Genomic DNA, 21,961 nt, shown 5'->3' on the forward strand with positions numbered 1-21,961 from the left:
TATGACCTCTACCTTCCGCCATATCACTGTACTGCTCGAGGAGGCCGTCGAAGGCCTCTCGCTGCGTGCGGATGGCTGCTATGTGGACGGTACATTCGGGCGAGGGGGGCACAGCCGGCTGATCCTTGATCGGATCGGGCCAGGCGGTCGCTTGCTGGGGTTCGATAAGGACCCTCTCGCAATCGCGACTGGAAATACGCTAGCGGCCGAAGACGGCCGCTTTGTCGTTGTGCAGAGAAGCTTTGCGGAACTTGCTGATGAGCTCGCTGTCCGCGATCTCGCCGGTAGGGTCAGTGGCGTGCTGCTGGATCTGGGTGTGTCGTCCCCGCAGCTGGACGACGCCGAACGTGGCTTCAGCTTCCTCAATGACGGCCCTCTGGACATGCGCATGGATCCGACGCGTGGCGTCAGTGCAGCGCAGTTCATTGCCACTGCCGATGCCGACGAAATCGCCCGGGTCTTCAAGGAATACGGCGAAGAGCGTTTTGCCAAGCGCATGGCTCGCGCGGTGGTAGCACGTCGTGCCGAACAGCCGTTCGAGCGTACCGCCGATCTGGCTCAGGTACTGACCGTGGCCAATCCCGCCTGGGAGAAGGGCAAGAATCCGGCTACCCGAGCTTTCCAAGGCCTGCGCATTCACGTCAACAACGAGCTGGGTGACCTGGAACGTGGCCTCGATGCCGCGCTGGAAAGCCTGGAAGTTGGTGGTCGTCTGGTAGTGATCAGCTTTCACTCCCTGGAAGACCGCATCGTCAAATTGTTCATGCGTAAGCACGCCAAGGGCGAGATGGACAAATTGCCCCGCGACTTGCCGATCATCCCCAAGGCCTTCGAGCCGCGCCTGAAACTGATCGGCAAGCCGCAGTTTGCTTCCGAAGTCGAGCTCAAGGCCAACCCTCGCTCGCGCAGCGCCGTCATGCGTGTCGCGGAGAAGCTGCGATGAGCGGCGTGCTCGCCAAGCGTTTCCCCAAGGGCAGCCTGCTGATGCTGGTGCTCTTCGTTGCCGTGCTCGGCTCCGCGCTGGCAGTGTCCTACAGCGCGCATTGGAATCGTCAGTTGCTCAATGGCCTGTATGCCGAACTCAGCGTGCGCGACAAGGCGCAGGCTGAGTGGGGTCGGTTGATTCTCGAGCAAAGCACCTGGACCGCTCACAACCGTATAGAAACCCTGGCCAGCGAACAGCTGAAAATGCGCATCCCCGACGCCGCCGAAGTGCGCATGGTGGCGCCATGATGAAGCTGGAGGGTGCTCTTTACCCATGGCGCTTCCGTTTGGTCATGCTGCTGCTGGCGGTGATGGTCGCTGCGATCGCTGCACGCATTTTCGAGCTGCACGTATTCGACCACGACTTCCTCAAAGCCCATGGCGATGCACGTAGCGTTCGGCACATTCCGATCCCGGCACACCGTGGCTTGATCACCGACCGCAATGGCGAGCCGCTGGCCGTCAGTACGCCGGTCACCACGTTGTGGGCCAACGGCAAGGAACTGCAGGCCGGCAAGGCCCAGTGGCCGGTGCTCGCTGCCGCGCTTGGTCAAGAACCGAATGCCTTCGCCACGCGCCTGCAGGCCAATGCCGAGCGCGAGTTCATGTACCTGGTGCGTGGTCTGACCCCGGAGCAGGGCCAGCGTGTGCTTGACCTCAAGGTGCCGGGCGTTTACCCAATCGAAGAATTCCGCCGTTTCTACCCGGCCGGTGAAGTGACCGCCCATATGGTCGGCTTCACCGATATCGATGACCGCGGCCGCGAAGGCGTCGAGCTGGCGTTCGAGGACTGGCTGGCTGGCGTGCCTGGCAAGCGTCAGGTGCTCAAGGACAGGCGTGGTCGTCTGATTCGCGACGTTCAGGTTACCCAGAACGCCAAGGCCGGCAAGGCTTTGGCGCTTTCCATCGATCTGCGTCTGCAGTACTTGGCCCACCGCGAACTGCGCAATGCGCTGGTCGAGTTCGGCGCCAAGGCCGGCAGCCTGGTGATGGTCGACGTGAAGACCGGCGAAATCCTCGCCATGGTCAACCAGCCGACCTACAACCCGAACAACCGCCGCAATCTGCAGCCGGCCGCCATGCGCAACCGGGCGATGATCGATGTGTTCGAGCCTGGCTCGACCATGAAGCCGTTCTCCATGAGCGCCGCTCTGGAAACCGGGCGCTGGAAGCCTACCGACAAGGTCGATGTGCAGGGCGGTACGCTGCAGATCGGCCGTTACACCATCAAAGACGTATCCCGTGCGCCGGAAGGCGTGCTCGACCTGACGGGCATCCTCATCAAGTCTAGTAACGTCGGCATGAGCAAGGTCGCCTTCGATATCGGCGGCGCTGCCATTTATGACGTTATGCAGCAGGTCGGCCTCGGCCAGGATACTGGTCTGAGCTTCCCAGGTGAGCGCGTCGGCAACCTGCCCAACCACCGTGAGTGGCGCAAGGCCGAGACCGCGACGCTGTCCTACGGTTACGGTCTCTCGGTTACTGCCGTGCAGCTGGCGCATGCCTATGCCGTACTCGGCAACAGCGGGCGCAGCGTACCAATGTCGCTGACCCGTACCGATCGCGTGCGCGACAGCGTGCAGGTGATCCCGGAAGACGTCGCCCACACCATACAGGGCATGCTGCAGCAAGTGATCGAAGCGCCAGGTGGTGTATTCCGTGCCCAGGTGCCGGGTTACCACGTCGCTGGCAAGAGCGGCACTGCACGCAAGACTGCCTCCGGTACCAAAGGCTATCAGGCCAATGCCTATCGTTCGCTGTTCGCCGGCTTCGCTCCGGCCAGCAACCCGCGTATCGCCATCGCCGTGGTCATCGACGAACCCAGCAAGAGCGGTTACTACGGCGGCCTGGTATCGGCGCCGGTGTTCAGCCGCGTCATGGCCGGTGGTCTGCGCCTGATGAACATCACCCCGGACAATCTGCCGGAAACTGCCGCGGCGAAAGCCGAAGCGCCGACGGCGACCAACAATGGAGGGCGCGGCTGATGCCCATGCCATTGAACCAATTACTGCCGCAAGCACAGAGCAGTGTCCTGATTCGCGAGCTGACGCTGGATAGCCGTCAAGTACGTCCGGGCGATCTGTTCCTGGCCGTACAGGGCACTCGTCAGGATGGTCGCGTGCACATTGCTGATGCGATTTCCCGCGGCGCCGCCGCAGTTGCCTACGAAATCGATGGCTCTCTGCCGATGACCGCCGAGAGCGCTGAACTGGTTGCCATCAAGGGTTTGGCAGGGCAGTTGTCGGCGATTGCCGGGCGCTTCTATGGCGAGCCGAGCCGTGGTCTGCATATGGTCGGTATCACCGGCACCAACGGCAAAACCAGTGTCAGCCAGTTGCTGGCTCAGGCGCTGGATCTGCTTGGCGAGCCCTGCGGTGTTGTCGGCACCCTCGGCAATGGTTTCTATGGCGCCTTGGCTCAGGGGCTTCACACCACGCCCGATCCCATCGGCGTACAAGCGACCCTAGCCGGACTGAAGAAGAACGGCGCTCGGGCGATCGCCATGGAAGTATCGTCCCACGGCCTGCATCAGGGCCGTGTCGCCGCGCTGGACTTCGACGTAGCGGTGTTCACCAATCTGTCGCGCGACCACCTCGACTATCACGGTTCGATGGAGGCCTATCAGGCTGCCAAGTCGGCCCTGTTCGCCTGGCCGAGCCTGCGCAGCCGGGTGATCAATCTGGACGACGCCGTAGGTCGCAAACTCGCCGAGGAAGAGCGCGAGTCACGACTGATCGGTTACAGCCTGGAAAATGAAAGCGCCTACCTATTCTGCCGTGACATTCATTTCGATGATCATGGCGTGCGCGCCACATTGGTCACTCCACGTGGCGAAGGCAGCCTGCGCAGCTCGCTGTTGGGACGCTTCAACCTCAGCAACCTGTTGGCGGTGGTCGGTGCGCTGGTGGCCATGGATTACCCGCTGGACGAGATTCTCAAAGCCCTGCCACGTCTGCAGGGGCCGGTCGGGCGCATGCAGCGCCTGGGCGGTCAGCTGGCACCGCTGGTGGTGGTCGATTACGCCCACACCCCGGACGCTCTGGAAAAAGTGCTGAGTGCGCTACGCCCACACGTCACCGGTCGCCTGCTTTGCCTGTTCGGCTGTGGCGGCGATCGCGATCGCGGCAAGCGTCCGCTGATGGCCGAAGTCGTCGAGCGCCTGGCCGATGCCACGCTGGTTACCGACGACAATCCGCGCAGCGAGGCACCCGAGCAGATTTTCGAGGATATCCGTGGCGGTTTGCGCAGCGCGGATCAAGTGCGTTTCGTCCATGGTCGTGGCCGTGCCATCGCTGAACTGATCGGCGAAGCCGCAGTGGGCGACGTGGTGGTGCTGGCTGGCAAGGGCCACGAGGACTACCAGGAAATCGACGGCGTGCGTCAGCCGTTCTCCGATTTGCAGGAAGCGGCTCGCGCACTCGCGGCATGGGAGGCGGCACATGCTTAAGGCACTGCGTTTGAGCGAAGTGGCCGGGCCATTGAGTGGCCGCCTGGTTGATGAAGATTGCGTTTTCGATGCCGTCAGCACCGACAGCCGCAGCATTGTGCTAGGCCAACTGTTCATCGCCCTGAGCGGCCCGCGTTTCGACGGCCATGACTACCTGGCGCAGGTTGCTGCGAAAGGCGCCGTGGCGGCGCTGGTCGAGCGCGAAGTGCCGGATGCCGGTTTGCCACAATTGGTCGTCAGCGATACGGCCCTGGCCCTTGGCCAACTGGCTGCATTGAATCGTCAGGCCTACGGCGGCCCGTTGGCTGCCGTGACCGGCTCCAGCGGCAAGACCACGGTCAAGGAAATGCTCGCCAGCATCCTGCGCGCCGCCTTCATGGATCTGGGCGGCACCGTGCTGGCCACCCGTGGCAACCTGAATAACCAACTCGGCGTGCCGTTGACCCTGCTGGAGCTGGCGCCCGAGCACAAGGGGGCAGTGATCGAACTCGGCGCTTCCGGTATTGGCGAAATCGCCTACACCGTCGGCCTGACTCAGCCGCATGTGGCGATCATCACCAACGCCGGTAGCGCTCATGTGGGTGAGTTCGGTGGGCCTGAGAACATCGTGCTGGCCAAGGGTGAAATCCTTGAAGGGCTGAGCGAGGGTGGCGTCGCCGTGCTCAATCGGGATGACGTGGCCTTCGAGCGCTGGGTCAAGCGTGCGGCCGGGCGCCGGGTGCTGAGTTTTTCCCTGCGTGATGCATCTGCTGATTTCCATGCCAGCGAATTGAGCCGCGACCCGCGTGGGTGCTCGGCTTTCAGCCTGTATTGCCATGATGGCCAGGCGCGTGTGCAACTGAACCTGCTGGGTGAGCACAACGTCGCCAATGCCTTGGCTGCGGCCGCTGCCGCCCATGCCTTGGCGGTGCCGCTGGTGGCCATCAAGAACGGTCTCGAAAGCTTGCTGCCGGTCAAAGGGCGTGCCGTCGCGCAATTGGCGCAGAACGGCGCACGCGTGATTGACGATACCTACAACGCCAACCCGGCTTCGATCTGCGCTGCCATCGATATTCTTGCCGGTTTCTCCGGGCGCAAGGTGCTGGCGCTGGGCGATATCGGTGAATTGGGCGACTGGTCAGAGCAGGGCCACCGTGAGGTCGGCGAATATGCGCTCGGCAAGGTGGACGCCCTGTATGCAGTCGGGCCGCAGATGAAACATGCCGTACAGGCTTTTGGTTCCGCTGGCCGGCACTTCGCCGACCAGGCCGCACTGATCGATGCGGTACGCGCCGAGCCCGGCGACAGCACCATTCTAATTAAAGGTTCACGCAGCGCCGCGATGGAAAACGTCGTGGTCGCACTGTGTGGCGATAGTGGGGAGAGTCACTAAATGCTGCTGCTGCTGGCAGAGTATCTGCAACAGTTCCACAAGGGCTTCGCGGTCTTTCAGTACCTGACGCTGCGCGGGATTCTCGGCGTGCTCACGGCGCTGACACTGTCGCTGTTCTTGGGCCCCTGGATGATCCGTACCCTGCAGATTCGGCAGATCGGTCAGGCCGTGCGCAACGACGGCCCGCAGTCGCATCTGTCGAAAAAGGGTACGCCGACCATGGGCGGTGCGCTGATCCTTTCGGCAATCGCCGTCAGCACCCTGCTGTGGGCGGACTTGAGCAACCGCTATGTATGGGTGGTGCTGATCGTCACGCTGCTGTTCGGTGCCATCGGTTGGGTTGACGATTACCGCAAGGTGATCGAAAAGGATTCACGTGGCCTGCCGAGTCGCTGGAAGTATTTCTGGCAGTCGGTATTCGGCCTGGGCGCGGCGATCTTCCTTTATATGACGGCGCAGACGCCAATCGAAACCACCCTGATCGTGCCGTTGCTCAAGGATGTCAGCATCCCGCTTGGCATCGGTTTCGTGGTGCTGACCTATTTCGTCATCGTCGGCTCCAGCAATGCGGTGAACCTGACCGATGGCCTCGACGGCCTGGCCATTCTGCCGACCGTCATGGTCGGCGGCGCCCTGGGCATCTTCTGCTACCTGTCGGGCAACGTGAATTTCTCCGAATACCTGTTGATTCCCTATGTACCGGGCGCAGGCGAGCTGATCGTGTTCTGCGGCGCGCTGATCGGCGCCGGCCTCGGCTTCCTGTGGTTCAACACCTATCCGGCGCAGGTGTTCATGGGCGACGTCGGTGCGCTGGCGCTAGGCGCTGCGCTGGGCACCATCGCGGTGATCGTGCGTCAGGAAATCGTGCTGTTCATCATGGGTGGCGTGTTCGTCATGGAAACCCTGTCGGTGATCATCCAGGTCGCCAGTTTCAAGCTGACCGGCAAGCGCGTGTTCCGCATGGCACCGATACATCACCACTTTGAATTGAAAGGCTGGCCCGAACCGCGGGTCATCGTTCGTTTCTGGATCATCACCGTCATTCTGGTGCTGATCGGTCTTGCCACTTTGAAACTGCGTTGAGGAACGAATGAGCCTGATCGCTTCCGACCAATTCCGCATCGTTGTCGGCCTCGGCAAGAGCGGCATGTCCCTGGTGCGCTACCTCGCGCGCCAGGGCATGCGCTTTGCCGTGGTCGATACCCGTGCCAATCCGCCGGAGCTGAGCACCTTGCGTGAACAGTTCCCGCAGGTCGAAGTGCGGTGTGGCGAGTTGGACGCAGAGTTCCTCGGCCGTGCCAGCGAGCTGCTGATCAGCCCTGGCCTGGCCGTGGCCACTCCTGCGTTGCAGGAAGCGGCGAAGCGTGGTGCCAAACTGTCCGGTGACATCGATCTGTTCGCCCGCGCCGCCAAGGCCCCGATCATCGCCATCACTGGCTCCAACGCGAAGAGTACCGTGACCACTCTGGTCGGCGAGATGGCTGCAGCAGCCGGTCGCAAGGTCGCCGTGGGCGGCAACCTCGGCACGCCTGCGCTGGATCTGCTGGCCGATGACGTCGAACTGTATGTGATCGAGCTGTCCAGCTTCCAGCTGGAAACCACTGAATTGCTCAACGCTGAAGTGGCTACCTGCCTGAATATCAGCGAAGACCATATGGATCGCTATGCCGATCTGCCGGCCTATCACCTGGCCAAGCACCGCGTGTTCCGTGGCGCGCGGCAAGTGGTGGTGAACCGGGACGACCCGCTGTCGCGGCCGATGATCGCCGAGCAGGTACCGTGCTGGAGCTTCGGCCTCGGTAAACCTGACTTCAAGCGCTTCGGTCTGCTCGAGGAAAATGGCGAGAAGTATCTGGCCTATCAGTTCGAGACACTGTTGCCGGTGCGCGAGCTGAAAGTCCGCGGTGCACATAACCAATCCAATGCATTGGCCGCGTTGGCGCTCGGCCACGCTGTAGGCCTGCCGATGGATGCCATGCTCGATACCCTCAAGGGTTTCACTGGCTTGCCGCATCGCTGCCAGTGGGTCGGCGAGCGTGCAGGCGTGAGCTATTACGATGATTCCAAGGCCACCAATGTCGGTGCCGCCCTGGCGGCCATCGAAGGCCTGGGCGATGACATCGCCGGCAAGCTGGTGCTGATCGCCGGTGGCGATGGCAAAGGCGCCGACTTCTCCAGCCTGCGCAAACCGGTGGCGGCACATTGCCGCGCCGTGGTGCTGCTTGGCCGTGATGCCGACAAGCTGTCTGCGGTGCTCGACGGCGCAGTGGACATCGTTCGTGTCGACAGCCTGCAGGCGGCGGTCGAGCAAGCTGCAGCTATCGCACAAAATGGTGACGCGGTGCTGCTGTCGCCGGCTTGCGCGAGCCTCGACATGTTCAAGAACTTTGAAGAACGCGGGCGCCTGTTCGCCCAGGCCGTGGAGGCGCTCGTCTGATGCTGTCCTTCCTGCGCCCTTATCCGTCCCCGCTGTTCAGCCGCCGTGGCCTGGACATGGACTTCCCCATGCTCGCCGGCTGCCTGGCGCTGCTCGGCCTCGGCCTGGTGATGATCTCCTCGGCCTCCACCGAAGTGGCGGCGGTCAACACCGGCAGCCCGCTGTACTACATGATCCGTCACCTGGTGTACCTAGTGATCGGCCTTGGCGCCGCAGGTGTGGTGCTGATGATTCCACTGGCCACCTGGCAGCGCCACGGCTGGTTACTGCTGTTGGCTGCGCTGGCGCTATTGGTCATGGTACTGGTGCCGGGCATTGGTCGTGAAGTGAACGGCGCGAGGCGCTGGATCGGCTTCGGGGCGTTCAACATTCAGCCGTCGGAGATCGCCAAGGTCTTCGTGGTGATTTACCTCGCCGGTTACCTGGTGCGTCGCCAGGAAGAGGTGCGTGAGAGCTGGGCCGGTTTCTTCAAGCCGTTCGTGGTACTGCTGCCGATGGCCTTCTTGCTGCTGCTGGAGCCAGACTTCGGCGCCACCGTAGTGATGATGGGCTCGGCGATGGCCATGCTTTTCCTCGGCGGCGTCGGCTTGCTGCGCTTCGGTTTGATGGTGGCCTTGGCCGTAGGCGCGGTGTTTGTACTGGTGCAGACCCAGGAATATCGCCTGCAGCGTCTGATTACGTTCACCGACCCCTGGGCCGACCAATACGGCTCTGGCTACCAATTGACTCAGGCACTGATCGCTTTCGGTCGTGGCGAATGGCTGGGCGTGGGCCTGGGCAATAGCATCCAGAAGCAGTTCTACCTGCCGGAAGCGCACACCGATTTCGTGTTCTCCGTGCTGGCCGAGGAGCTTGGCCTGGTCGGCGCACTGGTGACTGTTGGTCTGTTCGTGTTCGTCAGTGTGCGGGCCTTGTATATCGGCCTGTGGGCGGAACGCGCCAAGCAATACTTCTCCGCCTATGTAGCCTTCGGTCTGGCCTTCCTGTGGATTGGCCAGTTCCTGATCAACATCGGCGTCAACATCGGGCTGTTGCCGACCAAGGGGCTGACTCTGCCATTCCTCAGCTATGGCGGCAGCTCCCTGGTGATCTGCTGCGTCAGTCTGGCGCTGCTGCTGCGTATCGAATGGGAAACGCGCAATCAACTGGGCAACGAGGACGTCGAGTTCGACGAGTCGGATTTCCCGGAACCCGCTATCGGGCAGGAGTCACCACATGGCCGGTAACGTGCTGATCATGGCGGGCGGCACCGGGGGCCATGTGTTCCCGGCTCTGGCCTGCGCGCGTGAATTCCAGGCCCGCGGCTATCGCGTGCACTGGCTGGGCACGCCACGCGGTATCGAGAACGAATTGGTGCCGGCTGCCGGCCTGCCGCTGCATCTGATCAACGTCAGTGGCCTGCGCGGTAAAGGCAAGTTGTCGCTGCTCAAAGCACCGCTGCAATTGCTCAAGGCGCTTTTCCAGGCGCGCAAGGTAGTGCGTGAGCTACAGCCGGTCTGTGTGCTGGGCATGGGCGGTTATGTGACGGGCCCGGGTGGCCTGGCTGCCCGACTGGCTGGCGTACCGCTGATCATTCACGAACAGAATGCAGTGGCAGGTACCGCCAATCGCAGCCTGGTGGCATTCGCCAGCCGGGTCTGCGAGGCTTTCCCCGATACCTTCGCGGCGTCGGACAAACGTCGTACCACTGGCAACCCGGTGCGCGAGGAGCTGTTCCTGGAAACGCCCCGCGATTCCCTGACCGGCCGTCGCCCGCGTCTGCTGATTCTGGGTGGCAGCCTGGGCGCCGAACCACTCAACAAACTGCTGCCGGAGGCGCTGGCGCAGGTATCTGCCGAGCTGCGGCCGGAAGTCTTCCACCAGGCGGGCAAGCAGCACGCCACGGTGACTGGCGAACGTTACACCGCTGTGGGCGTCGAAGCGCAAGTCGCGCCGTTCATCAGCGACATGGCCCGCGCCTATGCCTGGGCCGACCTGGTGGTCTGCCGCTCCGGCGCGCTGACCGTCAGTGAACTGGCTGCTGCCGGTCTGCCGGCTTTCCTGGTGCCGTTGCCCCACGCGATCGACGATCACCAGACGCGCAATGCCAGTTATCTCGCGAAGGACGGTGCCGCCGTCCTTCTGCCACAACGCTCCACTGACGCTGCCGATCTGGCAGCGCAGCTGACCGAGGTCTTGATGCACCCCGAACGACTCAAAGAAATGGCCAGCACGGCACGTCGCCTGGCCAAGCCCGATGCCACCCGTAGTGTTGTCGATGTTTGCCTGGAGGTGGCCCGTGGCTAAGTCTCCCGCAGCGGTCAAGGCAGAAGTGCGGCGCATGCGCCGTATCCGCCGTATTCATTTCGTCGGCATCGGCGGCGCCGGCATGTGCGGCATCGCTGAAGTGCTGCTCAACCTCGGTTACGAAGTCTCCGGTTCCGACCTGAAGACCTCGCCGGTTACCGAGCGCCTGGAAAACTTCGGTGCCCACATCTTCATCGGCCACCGTGCCGAGAACGCCGAGAGTGCCGACGTGCTGGTGGTTTCCAGTGCCATCAACACCTCCAACCCTGAAGTCGCTACCGCTCTCGAGCGGCGCATTCCGGTGGTGCCGCGTGCCGAGATGCTCGCCGAGCTGATGCGCTACCGGCATGGCATCGCCGTGGCCGGTACCCATGGCAAGACCACCACCACCAGTCTGCTGGCTTCGGTGTTCGCTGCCGGTGGCCTGGATCCAACCTTCGTGATTGGCGGGCGCCTGAACGCGGCTGGTACCAATGCGCAGCTCGGCAGCAGCCGTTACCTGATCGCCGAAGCCGACGAGAGCGATGCTAGCTTCCTGCATTTGCAGCCGATGGTTTCGGTCGTCACCAACATCGACATGGATCACATGAGCACCTATGAGGGTGACTTCAATAAATTGAAGAAAACCTTCATCGAGTTCCTCCACAACCTGCCGTTCTACGGCCTGGCCGTGGTCTGCGTGGATGATCCGGTGGTACGCGAGATTCTCTCCCAGGTGGGTCGCCCGACCGTGACCTACGGCTTCAGCGAAGACGCCGACGTGCGCGCCATCAATGTGCGTCAGCAGGGTATGCAGACTTTCTTCACGGTGCTGCGCCCGGACTGCGAGCCGCTCGATGTGTCGGTGAACATGCCGGGCAACCACAACGTGCTCAACTCCTTGGCGACCATTTGCATCGCCACCGACGAGGGCATCAGCGACGAAGCCATCGTGCAGGGCCTGTCGCAGTTCCAAGGTGTTGGTCGCCGCTTCCAGGTCTATGGCGAACTGCCGGTCGAAGGTGGCCAGGTGATGCTGGTCGACGATTATGGCCACCACCCGCGTGAAGTCGCGGCGGTGATCAAGGCCGTGCGTGGTGGCTGGCCTGAGCGCCGATTGGTGATGGTCTACCAGCCGCACCGCTTTAGCCGTACCCGTGACCTGTACGACGATTTCGTTCAGGTGCTGGCCGACGCCAACGTACTACTTCTGATGGAAGTCTATCCGGCTGGCGAAGAGCCGATTCCCGGTGCCGACAGCCGCCAGCTGTGCCACAGCATCCGCCAGCGCGGTCAGCTGGATCCCATTTATGTCGAACGCGGCGCCGAGCTGGCGCCGCTGATCAAGCCGCTGCTGCGTGCCGGCGACATCCTGCTTTGCCAGGGTGCCGGCGACATCGGCGGGGTTGCCCCACAACTGCTGCAAAGCCCGCTGTTCAGCGTGCAAGGTCAAGGGAAATGAGTGCCGAAACCCTGAAATCTCAACTGCCGGTCGCGGCGTTCGGCCGAGTGGCCGTGCTGTTCGGCGGCAAGAGCGCTGAGCGCGAAGTCTCGCTGAAGTCTGGCAATGCCGTGTTGTCCGCGCTGCAGAGTGCAGGCGTGGATGCCTTCGGTATCGATGTGGGCGATGACTTCCTTGCGCGCCTTACCAGCGAGAAGATCGACCGCGCCTTTATCGTTCTCCACGGTCGTGGTGGCGAAGACGGCAGCATGCAGGGTCTGCTCGAATGCGCCGGTATTCCCTACACCGGCAGCGGCATCCTGGCTTCGGCCCTGGCCATGGACAAGCTGCGCACCAAGCAGGTATGGCAGAGCCTCGGTCTTTCCACGCCGCGTCATGCTGTGCTGGCTAGCGCCGAGGATTGCCGCCGTGCGGCTGCCGAGCTGGGTTTCCCACTGATCGTCAAGCCCGCCCACGAAGGTTCCAGCATCGGCATGGCCAAGGTTGCCGATGTCGAGGCACTGATAGCAGCCTGGCAGGACGCTGCTGTCTACGACAGCCAAGTGCTGGTCGAGCAGTGGATCCACGGACCTGAGTTCACCATCGCCATGTTGCGCGGCGAAGTATTGCCGCCCATCGCGCTGGGCACTTCGCACAGCTTCTACGACTACGATGCCAAGTACCTGGCCAATGACACCCAGTATCGCGTTCCCTGCGGCCTGGATGCCGACAAGGAAGCCGAGCTCAAGGCGCTGACCGCCAAGGCCTGCGAGGCCGTGGGCACTCAGGGTTGGGCCCGCGCCGACGTGATGCAGGACGCCGAGGGGCGCTTCTGGCTGCTCGAGGTGAATACCGTACCGGGCATGACCGACCACAGCCTGGTGCCGATGGCCGCGCAGGCCGCGGGTCTGGACTTCCAGCAACTGGTGTTGGCGATTCTTGCCGATAGCCTCGAGGCTCGGGGGTAATCATGAGCGCCGTCTTGCGTCATCAGCCAGGTACCGCCCGAGCGCCCGTGCGCGGGAAGGCCGTGCCGCGCGGCGCCAGCCGTCTGGTGCCGAAGGAGCCGATCAGCCTGCGTTTGCCGCGGCCCAATTTCAGCCTGTTCAAGCGCATCACCTGGCCGGTTTTGCTGCTGGTGCTGGGCTTCGGCGCCTATGAGCTGTCGCTGCGCCTGCTGCCATACGCGGATCGGCCAATCGCCAAGATCAGCGTCGAAGGCGACCTCAGCTACATCAGCCAGCAATCGGTGCAGCAACGCATTGAACCTTTTGTCAGCGCGAGCTTCTTCAGTGTCGACCTTGTCGGTATGCGGCACGAGTTGGAGCAGATGCCATGGATCGCCCACGCCGAAGTGCGTCGCGTATGGCCCGATCAGGTGATGGTGCGTCTGGAAGAGCAACTGCCGATCGCCCGCTGGGGTGACGAAGCACTGCTCAACAACCAAGGGCAGGCATTCGCGCCGAAAGAGCTGGCGCATTACGAGAATCTGCCGCAGCTGTACGGCCCTAAACGGGCCCAGCAACAAGTCATGCAGCAGTATCAGGTGTTGAGCCAGATGCTGCGGCCAATGGGATTCACCGTGGCACGCCTGGAGTTGCGTGAGCGCGGCAGCTGGTTCCTGTCTACCGGGCAGGGCATCGAAGTGCTGCTGGGGCGCGACCATCTGGTGGAAAAAATACGTCGTTTCGGCGCCATCTACAGCAAGGCGCTGAAGGATCAGAAAGACAACATCGCGCGGATCGATCTGCGCTACGCCAACGGCCTTGCCGTTGCGTGGCACGAACCGCAAGCACCCGTAGCGGCCGAAACCGCTGCGGTGCAGTGAATCAGGAGAGAAGGCAACAGTCATGGCAAACGTGCAGAGCGGCAAGATGATCGTCGGTCTCGACATCGGCACCTCCAAAGTGGTGGCGCTGGTGGGCGAGGTGACCGCTGATGGTCAGCTGGAAATCGTCGGCATCGGTACTCACCCGTCACGCGGCCTGAAGAAGGGCGTGGTGGTCAATATCGAGTCCACGGTGGCCTCGATCCAGCGCGCGGTCGAAGAGGCCCAACTGATGGCGGGTTGCCGTATCCACTCGGCGTTCGTCGGTGTGGCTGGCAATCACATCCGTAGCCTCAACAGCCATGGCATCGTCGCCATCCGCGACCGTGAGGTCAGCAGTGCCGATCTGGAACGCGTGCTCGATGCCGCCCAGGCCGTGGCCATCCCGGCTGACCAGCGCGTGCTGCACACCCTGCCGCAGGATTACGTGATTGATAACCAGGAAGGTGTTCGTGAGCCCCTGGGTATGTCCGGTGTGCGTCTGGAAGCCAAGGTGCACGTCGTGACCTGCGCAGTGAATGCGGCGCAGAACATCGAGAAGTGCGTGCGTCGTTGCGGCCTGGAAGTCGACGACATCATCCTCGAGCAGCTCGCTTCCGCGTATGCGGTGCTGACCGACGACGAGAAGGAGTTGGGCGTATGCCTGGTCGACATCGGCGGCGGCACCACCGACATCTGCATCTTCACCGAAGGCGCAATCCGGCACACCGCGGTGATACCGATTGCCGGCGACCAGGTCACCAACGACATCGCCATGGCGCTGCGTACTCCTACTCAGTACGCCGAAGAGATCAAGATCCGTTATGCCTGCGCCCTGGCCAAACTGGCTGGCGCCGGCGAAACCATCAAAGTACCGAGCGTGGGCGACCGCCCGCCGCGCGATCTGTCGCGTCAGTCGTTGGCCGAAGTGGTCGAGCCGCGTTATGACGAGCTGTTTACCTTGATCCAGGCCGAACTGCGCCGCAGTGGCTACGAAGACCTGATTCCTGCTGGCATTGTGATGACCGGCGGCACCGCGAAGATGGAAGGCGCGATCGAACTGGCCGAAGAGATCTTCCATATGCCGGTTCGCCTTGGCATGCCCCATAGCGTCAAGGGGCTCAGCGACGTGGTGCGCAATCCTATTTATTCGACGGGCGTTGGCCTGTTGATGTACGGCCTGCGCAAGCAGTCCGACGACATCCCGATGCCCGGCAACGGTAACTACGGTGATGAAACTAAAACCCCAGTGCTGGAACGGCTCAAACGCTGGATTCAGGGCAACTTCTAATGTTGGGTGACGCGTGCACGGGCGTGTGCGGCGTCATCAGGCAGTAGGCGTAAAAACTAGAAAATACAGGAGAGAGACCATGTTTGAACTCGTAGACAACCTTCCGCAAAGCGCGGTCATCAAGGTTATCGGTGTCGGTGGTGGTGGTGGCAACGCCGTCAATCACATGGCCAAGAGCAACATCGAAGGCGTCGAATTCATCTGCGCCAACACCGATGCTCAGGCACTGAAGAACATCGGTGCACGCACCATCCTGCAGCTGGGTACTGGCGTGACCAAAGGCCTGGGCGCTGGCGCCAACCCGGAAGTCGGCCGTCAGGCGGCTATGGAAGACCGTGAGCGCATCGCCGAAGTACTGCAGGGCTGCGACATGGTTTTCATCACCACGGGCATGGGGGGTGGTACCGGTACCGGTGCTGCGCCAGTGATCGCCGAAGTGGCCAAGGAAATGGGCATCCTCACCGTTGCTGTGGTGACCCGTCCGTTCCCGTTCGAAGGTCGCAAGCGCATGCAGATCGCTGACGAAGGCATTCGCTTGCTGCAGGAAAGCGTCGATTCGCTGATCACCATCCCCAACGAGAAATTGCTGACCATCCTCGGTAAAGACGCCAGCCTGCTGTCCGCCTTCTCCAAGGCCGATGACGTGCTGTCCGGTGCCGTACGTGGCATCTCCGACATCATCAAGCGTCCGGGCATGATCAACGTCGATTTCGCCGACGTGAAAACCGTGATGAGCGAAATGGGTATGGCGATGATGGGCACTGGCTGCGCCAGCGGCCCTAACCGTGCTCGTGAGGCCACCGAAGCGGCGATTCGCAACCCGTTGCTCGAAGACGTCAACCTGCAGGGCGCTCGCGGTATCCTGGTGAACATCACCGCAGGTCCCGATCTGTCCCTGGGTGAGTACTCCGACGTGGGTAACATCATTGAACAATTCGCTTCCGAGCACGCCACCGTCAAGGTCGGCACCGTGATTGATCCGGACATGCGCGACGAGCTGCACGTGACCGTAGTTGCCACTGGTCTGGGGGCGCGCATCGAGAAACCGGTCAAGGTCATCGACAATACCGTTCAGGTCGCTGCTGCTCAGTCCGCTACGCCCGTAGCTGCCCCGATTCGTGGTGAGCAGAACGTTAATTACAAGGATTACGAGCGTCCGACCGTACAGCGTCAGAGCCATGGTAGTGCAGCTACTGCGGCGAAGCTGAATCCGCAGGATGATCTGGATTATCTGGACATTCCGGCATTTCTGCGTCGTCAGGCAGATTGATGAAATCTATCAGGAGCATAAGGGTGATTGGTGTTCAGCAAAGGTCGGTTCTGCTATCATCGCCAGCCTTTGTTGAAAACAATTCGCACTTAGCGCTATAGCGGCCAGAGCCATGATCAGACAACGCACCCTGAAGAACATCATCCGCGCCACGGGTATCGGCCTGCACTCCGGGGAGAAGGTTTACCTGACCCTGAAGCCGGCTCCGGTGGATACCGGCATCGTGTTCCGTCGTACCGACCTCAACCCCGTAGTAGAGGTTGTCGGTTACGCCCTGAACGTCGGTGAAACCACGATGTCGACCACGCTGGTCAACGGTGATGTCAAGGTGGATACGGTAGAGCACCTGCTTTCGGCCATGGCTGGCCTGGGTATCGATAACGCCTACGTCGAGCTCTCTGCATGTGAAGTGCCGATCATGGATGGCAGTGCCGGGCCCTTTGTTTTCCTGATTCAGTCGGCCGGTCTGCAAGAGCAGGACGCCCCTAAGAAGTTCATCCGTATCATCCGTGAAGTGACCGTGACGGAAGGCGACAAACGCGCCACTTTCGTTCCGTTCGAAGGCTTCAAGGTGAGCTTCGAGATCGATTTCGACCACCCGGTGTTCCACGACCGTACCAAGACGGCGAGTGTGGATTTTTCCAGCACCTCGTTCGTCAAGGAAGTCAGTCGCGCTCGCACGTTCGGTTTCATGCGTGATATCGAATTCCTGCGTTCGCACAACCTGGCACGCGGCGGTAGCGTGGACAACGCCATCGTGGTGGACGAGTTCGGTGTGCTCAACGAAGACGGCCTGCGTTACGAGGACGAATTCGTCAGGCACAAGATTCTCGACGCGATTGGTGACCTCTATCTGCTCGGTAACAGTTTGATCGGTGAGTTCCGCGGCTACAAATCGGGCCATGGCTTGAACAATCGCCTGCTGCGCGCCTTGATCGCACAGCCGGACGCTTGGGAAGTGGTGACTTTCGAAGACGCCGAGGCTGCACCGATTTCTTACATGCGCCCAGCTGCGGCAATGTAAGAGACTCTCCTTGCTTTATCTTTAAGGCCACCCTCGGGTGGCCTTTTTTATGCCCGTATTTCTATTGCGCACGCAGGTTCGGCTCGCAGCATTCAGAGCTGCAACGGCTATCCGTTTTATAGGAGTGACATTTTTCTGGCTATTGCAAACTACAGCGCTAACAGCTTGATGAACTTTACGAATCGCTGCGTCGGCGGTGATTGGCAAGGCGCTCCAGGGCTTCTCGCAGGCGAGGGTCGGTGACGCCCGCAGCGGTTTCCTGAATGTTATCGGCGGCGCTGTCTGAGAGCTCGAAGGGTTGAGTGGGCTCACGCCTTTCGGCGGTAGGAGGTTGCACCTTGAAGAGTATTTTCGTTAAGGTCGCGAACGTTTCGAGCGCCTGCAACTGCCTTTGCAGGCGTCGCTGTTGATAACGCAACCGGGTGGCCCAGTGGCCGTCGGTGACGATTAAAAGCAGACAGCCTTCTCGCCAGGACGCCACGTGGCAATGTTCCCGGGCGGCTGGTTGTAGCTGGCTTTCCAGCAACTGCTGCAGGTGATCAATCCGCTGGGCCTGATTGAACAGGGCTTTCAGGGGTTTCGCCTCGCGCATCAGTGCAACGGGAGCCTTGGCCGGCAAGGGACGAAAACTCATGGCGGAGCGCCTGCAACTTTGTGGGCCGTCATGTTAGCAGAACCTTGCTGAGCGCTTGGGTTCCACTTTTTTACATGGGGATGTCATGCACATCATTTTTCTCAGTCGACGCCACGGCGCGGCGCGTTCGCTCAGCCTCGATCTGCGTTGGCTGGCGATCGGCCTGGCGCTGTTGATCGCGTTGGCGGTTGGCGGAGGTGCCGCTGTCGGCGCCTGGCTGGCACCGAAGCCGACAGGGCTGCCGGAAAGCGTCGAAATCACTCAAGCACTTGATGCCCAGCGTGACGAAGTGGGCGCGGTGCGTATTGATGCGCAGCGTCAACTGGACGCGTTCGCCGCCCACGTCGCCGAGCTGCAAGCCCGGCTGACTCGTCTCGATGCCCTCGGTGAACGCCTTACCGAGCTGGCCGAGCTGGACGCCAGCGAGTTCGATTTCTCCCTCGGCGTCGGTCAGGGTGGGCCTGAAGAGCCCATCGGTGGCGCTGCCTACGCACCGCCACCGTTCATGAGTTCTCTGGATGAACTGGCAATGCGCATGGACAGCCGCGAGCAGCAGCTCGAAGTGCTGGAGCAACTGTTGGCTGATCGGCGCATTGACGAAGCCGTGATGCTATCCGGGCATCCGGTATTGCAGGGTTATGTGTCGTCACCTTTCGGTCGCCGTGTTGACCCGCTGACTGGCCGTGCCAGCGTACACAAAGGCGTGGATTTCGCTGCCAAGGCTGGCAGTGATGTGGTTGCCGTCGGCGCTGGCGTGGTGACCTTCGCTGGACGCCGTAACGGCTATGGCAACACCGTGGAAATTAGCCATGCCGATGGCTATGTCACCCTGTATGCGCACAACCGCAGCAATCGTGTGCAGGTCGGTGATCTGGTTCAGCGTGGTCAGGCCATCGCAACGGTGGGCAGTACCGGGCGCTCGACCGGTAATCACGTTCACTTCGAAGTCAGCCGTAACGGGCAATTGGTCAATCCGCACAATTACATTGCGCGAGTCAGCGACGGCGAATGACGCACACGGACGCTGGCCGTCTCATGCATCGCCGATGGCTCTGTGCCAATAACGCCGCTTTCCTCAATTCCGTTTCCGGGTAGAATGCCCCCTTCTCACGCAGCCATAAGGGCTGCATGGGCGACTCACGGGGCCGCCCTCCATCCATAGCGTGGAAGATCCTGTCGATATGTTTGCGCCTTTGTTGAAAAAACTCTTTGGAAGCAAGAACGAGCGTGAGGTCAAGCGCCTGCTCAAGGCGGTTCAGGCCGTCAATGCATTCGAGGAGCAGATGCTCGCTCTCTCCGATGAGCAACTGTGCGCCAAAACCGAAGAATTCAAGGCCCGCCTGGCCAAAGGCGAAACCCTGGATCAACTGTTGTCCGAAGCTTTCGCCGTTGCCCGCGAGGCCGGCAAGCGTGTGATGGGGATGCGCCACTTCGACGTTCAGTTGATCGGCGGCATGACTCTGCACGAAGGCAAGATCGCCGAGATGCGTACCGGTGAGGGCAAGACCCTGGTCGGCACCCTAGCCGTCTATCTCAACGCTCTGGAAGGCAAAGGCGTGCACGTGGTCACGGTCAACGACTACCTGGCCCGTCGTGACGCCAACTGGATGCGTCCGCTGTACGAATTCCTCGGCCTGTCGGTCGGCATCGTCACCCCGTTCATGCCGCCGGACGAGAAGCGCGCCGCCTACGCCGCCGATATCACTTACGGCACCAACAACGAATTCGGTTTCGATTACCTGCGCGACAACATGGCGTTCAGCGTGGAAGAGAAATTCCAGCGCGAGCTGAATTTCGCCGTGATCGACGAAGTTGACTCGATCCTCATCGACGAAGCGCGTACGCCGTTGATCATCTCCGGCCAGGCCGAAGACAGCTCCAAGATGTACACCGAGATCAACAAGCTGATTCCTCGCCTCAAGCTGCACATCGAGGAAGAAGAGGGCGTGGTCACTCAGGAAGGCCATTACAAGGTCGACGAGAAGAGCCGCCAGGTCGAACTCAACGAGGAAGGCCACCAGGTCATCGAAGACATGCTGACCCAGGCAGGTTTGCTGGCCGAGGGCGAGAGCCTCTATTCGGCTCACAACCTCGGTCTGCTGACTCACGTGTATGCCGGTCTGCGCGCTCACACCCTGTTCCAGCGCAACGTCGAGTACATCGTGCAGAACGGTCAGATCATCCTGATCGATGAGCACACTGGTCGTACCATGCAGGGTCGTCGTTTGTCCGAAGGTCTTCACCAGGCCATCGAAGCGAAGGAAGGCGTGAATATTCAGGCCGAGAGCCAGACCCTGGCCTCTACCACCTTCCAGAACTATTTCCGCCTGTACAACAAGCTATCCGGGATGACCGGTACCGCTGACACCGAAGCTTTCGAATTCCACCAGATCTACGGTCTGGACGTGATGGTGATTCCGACCAACAAGCCGGTTTCTCGTAAGGACTTCAATGACCTGGTCTATCTGACGCAGGAAGAGAAGTACGCGGCGATCATCAACGACATCAAAGAATGCCAGGCTCAGGGCCGGCCGATTCTGGTTGGCACTGCGACCATCGAAACGTCCGAGTACATGTCGCGATTGCTGGAGCAGGAAGGCATCGAGCACAAAGTACTCAACGCCAAGTTTCATGAGAAGGAAGCCGAGATTATCGCGCAGGCCGGTCGCCCAGGCGCGCTGACCATCGCTACCAACATGGCCGGTCGTGGTACCGATATCCTGTTGGGCGGCAACTGGGAAGTGGAAGTCGCGGCGCTGGAAAATGCTACCGCCGAGCAGATCGCTCAGATCAAGGCTGACTGGCAGAAACGTCACCAGCAGGTGCTGGAGTCGGGTGGCCTGCACGTGATCGCTTCCGAGCGTCACGAGTCGCGCCGTATCGACAACCAGCTGCGTGGCCGTGCCGGTCGCCAGGGTGACGCCGGCTCCAGCCGCTTCTACCTGTCGCTGGAAGACAGCCTGATGCGCATCTTCGCCTCTGATCGTGTGAAGAACTTCATGAAGGCGCTGGGCATGCAGGCTGGCGAGGCTATCGAGCATCGCATGGTCTCCAATGCCATCGAGAAGGCGCAGCGCAAGGTCGAAGGCCGCAACTTCGACATGCGTAAGCAACTGCTCGAGTTTGATGACGTGGCGAACGAGCAGCGCAAGGTGATCTACCACATGCGCAATACCTTGCTGACCGCCGACAACGTGGGCGAGACCATCGAGGATTTCCGCAGGGAGGTGTTGGACAACACCGTTAACGCGCACATGCCACCGCAGTCGCTGCCAGAACAATGGGACATCCCAGGCCTGGAAGAGGCGCTGTACGCTGGCTTCAATCTGCGTCTGCCGATCCAGCAGTGGCTCGACGAAGACGACAAGCTGTACGAGGACACCCTGCGTGAGCGCATCCTCAAGGAGCTGATCGAGGCTTACAACGAGAAGGAAAACCAGGCCAGCGCCGAGGCTCTGCGTACCTTCGAGAAACAGATTCTGCTGCGTGTGCTTGATGACCTGTGGAAAGACCACCTGTCGACCATGGATCACCTGCGTCACGGTATCCATCTGCGTGGCTACGCCCAGAAGAACCCGAAGCAGGAATACAAGCGCGAGTCCTTCACCCTGTTCCAGGAACTGCTCGATTCGATCAAGCGCGATGCCATCCGCGTGCTTTCGCACGTGCAGGTTCGCCGCGAAGATCCGGTCGAAGAGGAAGCCCGTCTGCGTCGCGATGCCGAAGCCCTGGCCCAGCGCATGCAGTTCCAGCACGACGAAGTTTCCGCGCTCGAAGAGCCTGAAGCCGAAGCGCAGGACGGTGGCGATGTCGCCGTTGCCACTGCCCCGGTGCGTGCCGAGCAGAAGATCGGTCGCAACGAGCTCTGCCCGTGCGGATCCGGCAAGAAGTACAAGCACTGCCACGGTCAGGTCAACTGATCAACGCAATGCCGTGAAACGTCCAAACGCCGCGAAGGGTTAATCCCTTCGCGGCGTTTTCGCATCGT

18 protein-coding genes are annotated in these 21,961 nt (G+C 61.5%); 17 read left to right on the plus strand and 1 reads right to left on the minus strand.

Translation table 11 applies throughout. The annotated features are described in order from the left end of the window. Nucleotide 1 precedes the first annotated feature (1 nt). The 15 genes from rsmH to lpxC all read left to right on the plus strand — a co-directional run bounded on the left by rsmH (nucleotide 2) and on the right by lpxC (nucleotide 17,339). Nucleotides 2–943, plus strand: a complete 942-nt coding sequence (gene rsmH / locus ACZ3GY_RS02195; protein ID WP_463563730.1) for a 16S rRNA (cytosine(1402)-N(4))-methyltransferase RsmH — start codon at nucleotides 2–4, stop codon at nucleotides 941–943. Next, nucleotides 940–1,233 (plus strand): cell division protein FtsL, encoded by a 294-nt coding sequence (gene ftsL, locus ACZ3GY_RS02200; RefSeq protein ID WP_042554910.1) that lies wholly within the window; start codon nucleotides 940–942, stop codon nucleotides 1,231–1,233. The genes rsmH and ftsL overlap by 4 nt, the downstream gene beginning before the upstream one ends. Further along, entirely contained in the window at nucleotides 1,233–2,969 is a 1,737-nt protein-coding gene (locus ACZ3GY_RS02205; RefSeq protein WP_463566000.1) for a peptidoglycan D,D-transpeptidase FtsI family protein, read from the plus strand. Before ftsL ends, ACZ3GY_RS02205 begins: the two co-directional genes overlap by 1 nt. Next, nucleotides 2,969–4,432 (plus strand): UDP-N-acetylmuramoyl-L-alanyl-D-glutamate--2,6-diaminopimelate ligase, encoded by a 1,464-nt coding sequence (locus ACZ3GY_RS02210; RefSeq protein WP_463563731.1) that lies wholly within the window; start codon nucleotides 2,969–2,971, stop codon nucleotides 4,430–4,432. The genes ACZ3GY_RS02205 and ACZ3GY_RS02210 overlap by 1 nt, the downstream gene beginning before the upstream one ends. Then, the gene (locus ACZ3GY_RS02215) at nucleotides 4,425–5,804 is read left to right on the plus strand and encodes a UDP-N-acetylmuramoyl-tripeptide--D-alanyl-D-alanine ligase (protein ID WP_463563732.1); all 1,380 of its coding nucleotides are present in this window, start codon (nucleotides 4,425–4,427) and stop codon (nucleotides 5,802–5,804) included. The genes ACZ3GY_RS02210 and ACZ3GY_RS02215 overlap by 8 nt, the downstream gene beginning before the upstream one ends. Continuing rightward, nucleotides 5,805–6,887, plus strand: a complete 1,083-nt coding sequence (gene mraY / locus ACZ3GY_RS02220) for a phospho-N-acetylmuramoyl-pentapeptide-transferase (RefSeq protein ID WP_463563733.1) — start codon at nucleotides 5,805–5,807, stop codon at nucleotides 6,885–6,887. It begins immediately after the preceding gene. 7 nt (nucleotides 6,888–6,894) lie between these two features. Continuing rightward, nucleotides 6,895–8,241, plus strand: coding sequence for a UDP-N-acetylmuramoyl-L-alanine--D-glutamate ligase (gene murD / locus ACZ3GY_RS02225; RefSeq protein ID WP_463563734.1), 1,347 nt, complete (start codon nucleotides 6,895–6,897; stop codon nucleotides 8,239–8,241). Continuing rightward, complete coding sequence (ftsW, locus tag ACZ3GY_RS02230; RefSeq protein ID WP_463563735.1) at nucleotides 8,241–9,467, plus strand: putative lipid II flippase FtsW; 1,227 nt, start codon at nucleotides 8,241–8,243, stop codon at nucleotides 9,465–9,467. Before murD ends, ftsW begins: the two co-directional genes overlap by 1 nt. Then, entirely contained in the window at nucleotides 9,457–10,527 is a 1,071-nt protein-coding gene (murG, locus tag ACZ3GY_RS02235; RefSeq protein WP_225835055.1) for an undecaprenyldiphospho-muramoylpentapeptide beta-N-acetylglucosaminyltransferase, read from the plus strand. Before ftsW ends, murG begins: the two co-directional genes overlap by 11 nt. 34 nt (nucleotides 10,528–10,561) lie before the next feature. Further along, the gene (gene murC, locus ACZ3GY_RS02240) at nucleotides 10,562–11,968 is read left to right on the plus strand and encodes a UDP-N-acetylmuramate--L-alanine ligase (RefSeq protein WP_463566001.1); all 1,407 of its coding nucleotides are present in this window, start codon (nucleotides 10,562–10,564) and stop codon (nucleotides 11,966–11,968) included. Beyond that, nucleotides 11,965–12,915, plus strand: a complete 951-nt coding sequence (locus ACZ3GY_RS02245) for a D-alanine--D-alanine ligase (protein ID WP_463563736.1) — start codon at nucleotides 11,965–11,967, stop codon at nucleotides 12,913–12,915. The genes murC and ACZ3GY_RS02245 overlap by 4 nt, the downstream gene beginning before the upstream one ends. Beyond that, nucleotides 12,915–13,775, plus strand: a complete 861-nt coding sequence (locus tag ACZ3GY_RS02250; protein WP_465909216.1) for a cell division protein FtsQ/DivIB — start codon at nucleotides 12,915–12,917, stop codon at nucleotides 13,773–13,775. The genes ACZ3GY_RS02245 and ACZ3GY_RS02250 overlap by 1 nt, the downstream gene beginning before the upstream one ends. Nucleotides 13,776–13,797: 22 nt before the next feature. After that, nucleotides 13,798–15,045, plus strand: a complete 1,248-nt coding sequence (gene ftsA, locus ACZ3GY_RS02255) for a cell division protein FtsA (RefSeq protein ID WP_463563737.1) — start codon at nucleotides 13,798–13,800, stop codon at nucleotides 15,043–15,045. Nucleotides 15,046–15,124: 79 nt separating this feature from the next. Further along, entirely contained in the window at nucleotides 15,125–16,315 is a 1,191-nt protein-coding gene (ftsZ, locus tag ACZ3GY_RS02260; RefSeq protein WP_465908778.1) for a cell division protein FtsZ, read from the plus strand. Between the two features lie 112 nt (nucleotides 16,316–16,427). Further along, nucleotides 16,428–17,339 carry a UDP-3-O-acyl-N-acetylglucosamine deacetylase gene (gene lpxC, locus ACZ3GY_RS02265; protein WP_463563739.1) on the plus strand — a complete coding sequence of 304 codons (912 nt, stop codon included), beginning with the start codon at nucleotides 16,428–16,430 and terminating at the stop codon, nucleotides 17,337–17,339. A gap of 175 nt (nucleotides 17,340–17,514) precedes the next feature. On the opposite strand, the gene ACZ3GY_RS02270 is transcribed toward lpxC, so the two are convergent. Then, complete coding sequence (locus tag ACZ3GY_RS02270; protein ID WP_463563740.1) at nucleotides 17,515–17,973, minus strand: DciA family protein; 459 nt, start codon at nucleotides 17,971–17,973, stop codon at nucleotides 17,515–17,517. A gap of 85 nt (nucleotides 17,974–18,058) precedes the next feature. Between ACZ3GY_RS02270 and ACZ3GY_RS02275 the strand changes: the two genes are divergently transcribed. Next, a complete protein-coding gene (locus ACZ3GY_RS02275) occupies nucleotides 18,059–18,985 on the plus strand; it encodes a M23 family metallopeptidase (RefSeq protein ID WP_465908779.1) in 927 nt (308 codons plus the stop codon). A 169-nt stretch (nucleotides 18,986–19,154) separates the two neighbouring features. Further along, nucleotides 19,155–21,893 carry a preprotein translocase subunit SecA gene (gene secA, locus ACZ3GY_RS02280; protein ID WP_465908780.1) on the plus strand — a complete coding sequence of 913 codons (2,739 nt, stop codon included), beginning with the start codon at nucleotides 19,155–19,157 and terminating at the stop codon, nucleotides 21,891–21,893. Nucleotides 21,894–21,961: the final 68 nt, after the last annotated feature.

Source organism: Pseudomonas sp. PME37.24/006 (assembly GCF_055556635.1).